The sequence below is a fragment of the Bradyrhizobium sp. NAS96.2 genome (assembly GCF_001908235.1).
Classification (GTDB): Bacteria; Pseudomonadota; Alphaproteobacteria; order Rhizobiales; family Xanthobacteraceae; genus Bradyrhizobium.
On the sequence record NZ_LGHK01000030.1, the window covers coordinates 51,715 to 60,459 of the forward strand.

An 8,745-nucleotide genomic window follows, 5' to 3' on the forward strand; every position below is an offset into this window, starting at 1 on the left:
TCACCCCCGGGCGCGCAATCCCTTAGGAGAGTTGGAGATGTCCACCAAAGCGCCCAATCCTGTTGACAAATATGTCGGCAGCCGCGTCCGTATGCGACGCATCATGCTCGGCATGAGCCAGGAAAAACTGGGCGAGGCGCTAGGCCTGACGTTCCAGCAGGTGCAGAAATACGAGAAGGGCACCAACCGTGTCGGCGCGAGCCGGCTGCAGCAGATCTCCGAGATTCTGCAGGTGCCGGTCTCTTTCCTATTCGACGGCGGCCCGAGCGGCGTCAAGACCGCTGACGGCTTCAGCGAGGGCTCCTCGCCGGCCTATGTGTCCGACTTTCTGGCAACCGCCGAAGGCCTGGCCCTGACCCGTGCGTTCACGCGAATCGCTGACGCCAAGCTCCGCCGCAGCATCGTCGAACTGGTCGAGCAGATCGCGGCGCGCGAGGCGGCCGAACAGGTCTGATCCAGCCTTATCCGTTTGAGAGCTCGTCAAATCTGGAATATGTCATTCCGGCGTACGTTAAGGCGTGCGCTGAATGACAACGCAATTCCTGAGCGACGACAACAGCATGTCCAGCAACCCGTTCGAAACCGCTGATATCCTCGACGGCATTCGCCGCTGGGTCGAGATCGAATCTCCGACCGAGCGGCCGGACCAGGTCAACAAACTGGCTGATCTCGTCGCGTCTGAATATCGCGACCTGCCGGCAACCGTCGACCGCGTTGCGGGACGCGACGGCTGCGGCGATCACCTGGTCACGCGCTCGTCCTGGGGACAGGACGCCCCGGGCATCCTGGTGCTGAGCCATCTCGACACAGTTCATCCGATGGGATTCATCGAACGGCTACCATTCAAGATCGAAGGCGACAGCGCGTTCGGCCCGGGCGTCTACGACATGAAGGGCGGCGCCTATCTCGCCTATCATGCGCTCCGGCAGATTTGCGCCGATGACGCGCGCCCGCCGCTCGGCATCACCCAGCTCTACGTATCGGACGAGGAAATCGGCAGCCCGACCTCGCGCGCGCTGATCGAGGCCGAGGGACGCAAGGCCAAATACGTGCTGGTGACCGAGCCGGCGCGCGATGGGGGCAAGATCGTTACCGGGCGCAAGGGCGTCGCGCGCTTCGATGTGCACATCAAGGGCGCGCCCGCGCATGCCGGCACGCGCCCCGAGGATGGCCGTAGCGCGATCCGGGAACTCGGCAATGTGATCCAGACGCTGGAGGCGATGAACGATCTCAAGCGCGGCGTCACCGTCAATGTCGGCGTGGTCCGCGGCGGCACCAAGCCGAACGTGATCGCTGAAGAGGCCTATGCGGAAGTCGACATGCGCGTGCCGTCCATGGCGGACGCCGACGAGTTGGTGCCGAAGATCCTCGGCATCACCTCGCGCACCGAGGGCGTCAGCGTGAAGGTGACCGGGGAATTGAACCGCCCGCCCTATGAGAAGAGCAATGCCGGCGCCGCGCTCTACGAGCACGCCCGGGAGCTTGCCACCGAACTCGGCTTCGAGCTGCTCGATGTCTTCACCGGCGGCGGCTCCGACGGCAATTTCACCGCGCCGCATACTGCAACGCTCGACGGCCTCGGCGTCGACGGCAAGGGCGCGCATACCCATTACGAGCAGCTCTACATCTCCTCGATCGAGCCGCGCGCGCGCCTGCTCTACCGGCTCTATCAGACGCTGCGATGACACCCGCTCCGAACGACACCAGCGATCGCGATTCCCCAGAGGACGGCGCGATGGCCCATTCGCGCGGCTCGTTCTTCGGACGGCGCAAGGGCCACAGACTGCGTTCGCACCAGGCCGACCTGATCGACAATCTGCTGCCGCATCTTTCGGTCGACATCGCGCTGCCGGCGCCCGCGGCGCTGACCGAATTGTTCGATGACGGCACCGAGAATGTCAGACTCGAGATCGGCTTCGGCGGCGGCGAGCACCTGATCGCGGAAGCGCAGGCATTTCCGAAGACGGGCTTCATCGGCTGCGAGCCCTATGTCAACGGAATGGCGAAGATCCTGACCCAGATCGAGGCGCAGAATATCGGCAACATCCGCCTGTTCGCCGGCGACGCCGCCGAGCTATTGGCCTGGGCGCCAGCGCGCTCGCTCGCGCGCATCGACCTGATCCATCCCGATCCCTGGCCGAAGCGGCGGCACTGGAAGCGGCGCTTCGTGCAGGATGCAACGGTCGCCGCGATGACGCGGCTGCTGCCGCCCGGCGGCGAATTCCGCTTCGTCAGCGACATCGACGATTACTGCGCCTGGACGCTCGCGCATCTGATGCGCTCGCCCGACTTCGCCTGGCTCGCCGAGCGCGCGATCGACTGGCTCGAGCCATGGCCGAACTACACGATGACGCGCTATGGCGCCAAGGCCGAGCGCGAAGGCCGCAAGGCGGCGTATTTGAGGTTCAAGCGGTTGCCGTAGCCTGTCATTCCGGGGCGTGCGACGCGCGAACCCCGGAATGACGAACTGCTATCCCTGCTCCGCCATCCGCGCCTTCCTGACGTCGGTCGCCTCCCACACCATGCGCTTGCCGCGCTCGCGGCCGAGCAGCTCGATCGGATCGTGGTTGTTGATGTGGCCGAACTGGCCCTTGTAGACGCTGTATCCGCACAGTTCCTGCAAGCGGCGTGGAAAGCGCGCCGCGGTCTCGCGCGGAATGCCGAGCTGCAAATTCTCCTGCTGCCGCATCCAGCCCCAGCAATAGGCGCAGGAGAACGCGAAGCGCCTGGTGTCGCTGGTGTTGGCGCCGCCGCCATGCCACAGCGCGCTGTCGAACAGCATCACGCTGCCCGCCGGCATGGTCGCGGTGACCGCGTCGTAATCCCCGCCGTATTCCGGCGACGAATCGAATTTGTGGCTCGCCGGAATGATCCGTGTCGCGCCGTTGTCATCGCGGAAATCGGACAGCGCCCAGATCGCATTGATCGTGATCGGAATGTGCGGCCGCGGCAGCGGGATCAACTGGGTGTCTTCATGGATCGGCTGCGCCTCCTGGCCGGGGCCGAGCACCAGCGAGCAGAACGACGACAGCAGGCATTCCCGGTCCAGCACGCGCTCGACCACCGGCAGCACGTTCTCGTGCAGCGGCACCTCCCAGAACAGCTCGTCATAGGTCAGGAGGTTGTTGATGCGCAGCGTCTTGAAGCCTTCGAACTATGTCCGGGCAAGGCCGAGATTGTGCTCGCGCTCGATCCGCTCGACCGCCGCCTTCAATCCCTCGACCAGGTCAGGCGAGGCGGCGCGCTCGATCACGGTGTATCCGTCATCGCGAATCCGCTCGGCGTGCGATTGGATGTCGGCGTCCGTCAGCATGGCGATCTCTCCGTTGGCGCTGTGTCGCGCCTTGCGGAAAGCATAGCGGTCTGGTGCGGTTTTTGGGAAGGGATTTTGATGCTGCCGCCCCTCTGCCGTCATTGCGAGCGAAGCGAAGCAATCCATCGTGCCGCGCGCATGGATAGATGGATTGCTTCGTCGCTTCGCTCCTCGCAATGACGGGGAGAGAGTTTTCCGCCGATGGTGGCGTTGGCGCTTGAACTACCGCGACTTCCAGAAATCCACGACACGCTGCGCAGTCGACGGCATCAGGCGAACGAAGTTCACCCGCGCACCTTCGATATCGGCCGGTGACGGCACGCGGTTCGGCCCGAGCCGCATCAGGATCAGGGCACGCACGGTCGGCCATTCGAAGCCGATCGTCTTGCTGGCGATCAGGATCGGATCGTAACGATCGCCGGAGATCAGACGATCGAGCGAGACGATCTTCACGCCGGTCATCGCGGCGAGCGCGGCGACGCATTCCTCGTATTTGAAGGCCTTTGCGAAGCCGAGCACAGCGGCCTCGTTCAGCTCGCCGGCGCGGTGCAGCGCCAGGATCGTGCGCTGCGCGGCAGCGAAATCGCGGCCCTCAACCTGCACGACGACGCCCTCGATCTCGTTCAGAGCCAGCCTGATCTCGGCCTGCCGTTCCGGCTTGGCGACGACTTGCAACCGGCGGCGGATCACGTCGATCGAGCCGGCCAGCAGGCTCTTCAGATGCACGGGCGGGAGATCGTCGCGGCGGCCGATCCGCAGCGTCAGCACACCGTCCTGGCCGGCGCGCCGCACCAGCGTCGTGAAGGACGCGTCCGAGAACGCGGCGCCGGCATTGCCGGCCGCGCATCGGATCACATCGCGATCGCCGCGGCGGACGAGGACGTCGGTCAGCGCGGTCGAGAGCTTGGATCGCTCGGCCATTGCCAGCAGATGGCCCTGGCCCTTGGCATTGGCGATCTCGACCAGCGCCTTTTCGTCGATCACCGGCGATTTGCGCAGCACCGGGCCGGCAATCGCGACCTCGTCGTCGCGGGCGAGTTGCCCGACCAGGTGGCGCGGCGCGTTGGCGAGCGGCGCGAGCCGTTCGGCGAGATCAATCCGCGCCGCAAGCTCGGCGTGCGGCACCAGGCTGGTCAGCACGCCGTCGAACAGGTCGATATGATCGGGGCGAAAGCTCGCGGCGCCCTGCAGAAACAGCTCGCCGAGCCGCCGTGCGGCCTCGGCGCGGCGCTTGGGGTCGCCGCGGCGAACGATATCGTCGAGTTCCGGGATCAGCGCGGGGGCTGTCGTCATGAGCCTTGTCCAACCGGCGACTTCTGCCGATTTTCGGCAATCTATGGCCCCGTTCGTAAACGGAGGGTTAGGTCAAACCTGCACCCGGGGAGGGGCAAAATCGCCGTCCGCGGGGAAGGGAGGCCTTGCCGGACCCCGGCAAAAGGGCTATATCCACCGCAACTTATGGTATCTCATACGATCGCGTAGGAGAGTGGGCCCCCCGGGACCCGCTCTTTTTTATTACCTGACGGGACCCAGCGAGGCCGAGTCCAGTTTGGGTAGCGTTAGCGGCCCCTTAAGGCCACCTGAACAACACAACAGACCTCAGCAGCCTCTAGACCCAAGAAAACCTAAGACAGCCTTTGACACTAGATATGACCGACCCGACCGCCACGTCCGTGGACACCGAACTGCTCGCCGAGCCCAGGCTCGTCGTCGAGCCCGGGGTCGCGGCGCGCGTCGCCGCGGTCGCAGTGCCCGTGCTGCAGGGCATGGGCTATCGCCTGGTGCGCATCAAGGTTTCGGGCGATGCCGGCTGCACCGTGCAGATCATGGCGGAACGCCCCGACGGCTCGATGCAGCTCGAGGATTGCGAGGCGATTTCGCGCGCGCTGTCGCCGGTGCTCGATGTCGCCGACCCGATCGAGCGCGCCTACCGGCTGGAAATCTCGTCGCCCGGAATCGACCGGCCGCTGGTGCGCCGCTCCGACTTCGAGCGCTACACCGGGCATCTCGTGAAGATCGAGATGGCGGTGGCGCATCAGGGCCGCAAGCGGTTCCGCGGCCTGCTCGCCGGCGTCGAGGGCAATGCGGTGCGCATCAAGCGCGACGATCCGCGTCCCACCGAGGACGCCGAGGTGCTGCTGGTGATGGAAGACATCTCGGACGCACGGCTGGTGCTGACCGACGAGCTGATCGAGGAATCGATGCGCCGCGGCAAGGCCGCCGAGCGCGAGCTGCGCCGCGAGCTCGGCCTCGCGCCGCCGCAGCCGGCCCACGCCAAGAAGAGCGATCCGGCGAAGAGTCAAAAGCCGAAACCCAAGCTTGGTCACACGACCGGCAAGAAGCCGGCCCCGACCAACACGAAAAAGCACCGCCTGGCCGCCGAGCGCGCGCGCCGTGGCGAGATCGATCCATTCGAAGGAGACTAAGCCATGGCAGTCAGCGCCAACAAACTCGAACTGCTGCAGATCGCAGACGCAGTTGCGCGCGAAAAGTCGATCGACCGCTCCATCGTGATCGCGGCGATGGAAGACGCCATCGCCAAGGCCGCCCGCGCCCGCTACGGCAGCGAGACCGACGTCCATGCCGAGATCGACGCCAAGAAGGGCGAGCTGCGGCTGACCCGCCACATGCTGGTGGTCGACGTCGTCGAGAACTCCTCCAACCAGATTTCGCTGTTCGATGCGCAGCGCGCCAATCCGGGCGCCCAAGTCGGCGACACCATCGCCGACACGCTGCCGCCGCTGGAATATGGCCGCATCGCGGCGCAGTCCGCCAAGCAGGTGATCGTGCAGAAGGTGCGCGAGGCCGAGCGCGACCGGCAGTACCAGGAATTCAAGGACCGCATCGGCGACATCGTCAACGGCATCGTCAAGCGCGTCGAATATGGCAGCGTGATCGTCGACCTCGGCCGCGGCGAAGCGATCGTGCGCCGCGACGAGATGCTGCCGCGCGAAGTGTTCCGCAACGGCGACCGCGTTCGCGCCTATATCTTCGACGTCCGCCGCGAGACCCGCGGCCCGCAGATCTTCCTGTCGCGCACCCATCCGCAATTCATGGCCAAGCTGTTCGCGCAGGAAGTGCCGGAAATCTATGACGGCATCGTCGAGATCAAGGCGGTCGCCCGCGATCCCGGCTCGCGCGCCAAGATCGGCGTGATCTCGCGCGATTCCTCCGTCGACCCGGTCGGCGCCTGCGTCGGCATGCGCGGCTCGCGCGTGCAGGCCGTGGTGAACGAGCTGCAGGGCGAGAAGATCGACATCATTCCGTGGTCGCCCGACATCGCGACCTTCGTCGTCAACGCGCTGGCGCCGGCCGAAGTCGCCAAGGTCGTGATCGACGAAGACCGCGAGCGCATCGAGGTCGTGGTTCCCGACACCAACAACCAGCTGTCGCTGGCGATCGGCCGCCGCGGCCAGAACGTTCGCCTCGCCTCGCAGCTGACCGGCTGGGACATCGACATCCTGACCGAGCAGGAAGAGTCGGAGCGCCGCCAGGCCGACTTCGAGAACTCGACCCGCGTGTTCATGGAAGCGCTCAATGTCGACGAGGTGGTCGGCCAGCTGCTCGCCTCCGAAGGCTTCACCTCGGTCGAGGAACTCGCGCTGGTCGACGTCAAGGAACTCGCCGGCATCGAAGGTTTCGACGAGGAAACCGCGACCGAGCTGCAGACCCGCGCCCGCGAATATCTGGAACAGCTCGAGGCCGAGCTGGAAGCCAAGCGCAAGGAACTCGGCGTCGAGGACGCCATGAAGGACGTCCCCGGCATCACCGGCAAGATGCTGGTGAAGCTCGGCGAGAACGACGTGAAGACCGTCGAGGATCTCGCCGGCTGCGCCACCGACGATCTGGTCGGCTGGACCGAGCGCAAGGAAGGCGGCGAGCCGACCAAGCATGCCGGGTTCCTCGATGGCATCGAGGTCTCGCGCGACGAGGCCGAGGCCGTGATCATGCAGGCCCGCCTCAAGGCCGGCTGGATCACCGAGGCCGATCTTGCCAAGCCTGCCGAGGAGGCCGAGGCCGCCGAAGCAGAAACGGCGTCGTAAGGAGATGCCCCACGGATGCTGGCTCAGGCTGACCCCGATCTCGACGATGGACCGCGGACGCAGAAGTCCGCGACCACGCGGATGTGCGCGGTCAGCCGCGAAGTGCGTCCGATCGACGAGCTGATCCGGTTCGTCATCGCGCCCACGGGCGAGGTGATCCCGGATCTGAAGCGCAAGCTGCCCGGCCGCGGATTATGGGTTTCCGCATCGCGGCGCAGCGTTGCGGAAGCGGTCCGCCGTCACCAATTTAGCAAGGGATTCAAGCGCGATGTCCGTGTCGCGCCGACCCTTCCCACCGACACCGACGCACTCCTGGTGCGCAGCGTCACCGAGGCCCTGGCGATGGCCGCCAAGGCCGGTCAGGTCGTCGCGGGCTTCGGCAAGGTCGAGGACGCACTCAACCGGAACGAAACTGCAGCCCTGATCCACGCTTCCGACGGCGCAGCGGACGGAATCCGCAAATTGGACGCGATCGTCAGGCAAAGGGGCGAAAAACGTGGTGAATCGCCGGTAATCGCCATCGTCAATGTTTTGACGTCGGAAGAATTGGATTTGGCACTTGGGCGGTCAAATGTGATACATGCTGCGCTGCTCGCGGGCCCAGCGAGCAAGACGTTCCTGTCGCGCTGCCAGATGCTGGTCCGATACCGGATGGCCGACGACGACAAGACCGCCGAAGCGGCCAGAAATTCCAGAGCCTGATCCAGGAAGGCGGACGCCGTCTTTCCGGCCGGATCATGCTCAGCAAACGACGACAGGTTGAACGATTTGTGCGGCAAACGCACAGCGAAACGAGATTAGGACTGCTGAATGGTTGATACCAAGACCCCTGGCGACAAGACTTTGAGTGTCCCGAGCAAGACGTTGTCGCTGAAGCCGCGCGTCGAGACGGGCACCGTGCGCCAGAGCTTCAGCCACGGCCGGACCAAGCAGGTCGTGGTCGAGAAGCGCGGCAAGCGCCGCGTCGGTGGCGATGGTCCCGGCGAGGCGCATGCACCGGAGCCCGTGGTTGCAAAGCCTGCGGCCGCGCCGCCCCCTGCCGCCAAGCCGCCGCTCGGCCGCCCCGCAGCTCCGTCGTCGGGCCAGCCGCAGCGTAACACCCGCTCCGGCGTGGTGCTGCCGACCCTCACCGAGGATGAACGTTCGGCGCGCGCCAACGCGCTTGCCGACGCCCGTCAGCGCGACATCGAGGAGCGCCGCCAGGCCGAAGAGGAAGCCAAGCGCCGTGCCGTCCGCGAAGCTGCGGAGAAGGCAGAGCGCGAGGCCGCCGAGGCCCGCCGCAAGGCGGAAGAGGAACGTCACCGCCACGAGGAAGAGGCCAAGCGCAAGGCCGAGGTCGAGGCCAAGCGCCGCTTCGGCGAAGGCGAGGCCAAGCCCGGCGCGGCGCCC

The 8,745-nt window shown here is 65.9% G+C and carries 10 protein-coding genes; 7 read left to right on the forward strand and 3 right to left on the reverse strand.

Going from position 1 to position 8,745, the window contains the following annotated elements; genetic code table 11:
* Nucleotides 1-37: 37 nt before the first annotated feature.
* From AC628_RS08700 to trmB, 3 genes are all read left to right on the forward strand, one after another.
* Nucleotides 38-454 (forward strand): helix-turn-helix domain-containing protein, encoded by a 417-nt coding sequence (locus AC628_RS08700; RefSeq protein ID WP_021082652.1) that lies wholly within the window; start codon nt 38-40, stop codon nt 452-454.
* A gap of 73 nt (nt 455-527) precedes the next feature.
* Entirely contained in the window at nt 528-1,685 is a 1,158-nt protein-coding gene (locus AC628_RS08705; protein ID WP_143201496.1) for a M20 family metallopeptidase, read from the forward strand.
* Complete coding sequence (trmB, locus tag AC628_RS08710; protein ID WP_074126340.1) at nt 1,682-2,422, forward strand: tRNA (guanosine(46)-N7)-methyltransferase TrmB; 741 nt, start codon at nt 1,682-1,684, stop codon at nt 2,420-2,422. The genes AC628_RS08705 and trmB overlap by 4 nt, the downstream gene beginning before the upstream one ends.
* 48 nt (nt 2,423-2,470) lie before the next feature.
* Here the strand turns inward: trmB and AC628_RS08715 are convergent, their stop codons facing one another.
* From AC628_RS08715 to AC628_RS08720, 3 genes are all read right to left on the reverse strand, one after another.
* Nucleotides 2,471-3,136, reverse strand: coding sequence for a phytanoyl-CoA dioxygenase family protein (locus tag AC628_RS08715; protein WP_349510107.1), 666 nt, complete (start codon nt 3,134-3,136; stop codon nt 2,471-2,473).
* Nucleotides 3,137-3,154: 18 nt separating this feature from the next.
* Nucleotides 3,155-3,313 carry a phytanoyl-CoA dioxygenase family protein gene (locus tag AC628_RS45185; protein WP_245321096.1) on the reverse strand — a complete coding sequence of 53 codons (159 nt, stop codon included), beginning with the start codon at nt 3,311-3,313 and terminating at the stop codon, nt 3,155-3,157.
* Nucleotides 3,314-3,535: 222 nt separating this feature from the next.
* Entirely contained in the window at nt 3,536-4,606 is a 1,071-nt protein-coding gene (locus AC628_RS08720; protein WP_074126343.1) for a DUF2336 domain-containing protein, read from the reverse strand.
* Between the two features lie 356 nt (nt 4,607-4,962).
* Here AC628_RS08720 and rimP point away from each other — a divergent pair, with 356 nt between their 5' ends.
* From rimP to AC628_RS08740, 4 genes are all read left to right on the forward strand, one after another.
* The gene (gene rimP / locus AC628_RS08725) at nt 4,963-5,739 is read left to right on the forward strand and encodes a ribosome maturation factor RimP (RefSeq protein ID WP_074126346.1); all 777 of its coding nucleotides are present in this window, start codon (nt 4,963-4,965) and stop codon (nt 5,737-5,739) included.
* A gap of 3 nt (nt 5,740-5,742) precedes the next feature.
* On the forward strand, nt 5,743-7,356 hold the full coding sequence (gene nusA / locus AC628_RS08730) for a transcription termination factor NusA (RefSeq protein ID WP_074126349.1): 1,614 nt from the start codon (nt 5,743-5,745) through the stop codon (nt 7,354-7,356).
* A gap of 15 nt (nt 7,357-7,371) precedes the next feature.
* On the forward strand, nt 7,372-8,058 hold the full coding sequence (locus AC628_RS08735; RefSeq protein ID WP_074126351.1) for an RNA-binding protein: 687 nt from the start codon (nt 7,372-7,374) through the stop codon (nt 8,056-8,058).
* Nucleotides 8,059-8,166: 108 nt separating this feature from the next.
* Nucleotides 8,167-8,745: translation initiation factor IF-2 associated domain-containing protein (locus AC628_RS08740; RefSeq protein ID WP_210190179.1), on the forward strand; the 579-nt coding region annotated here is incomplete at its 3' end.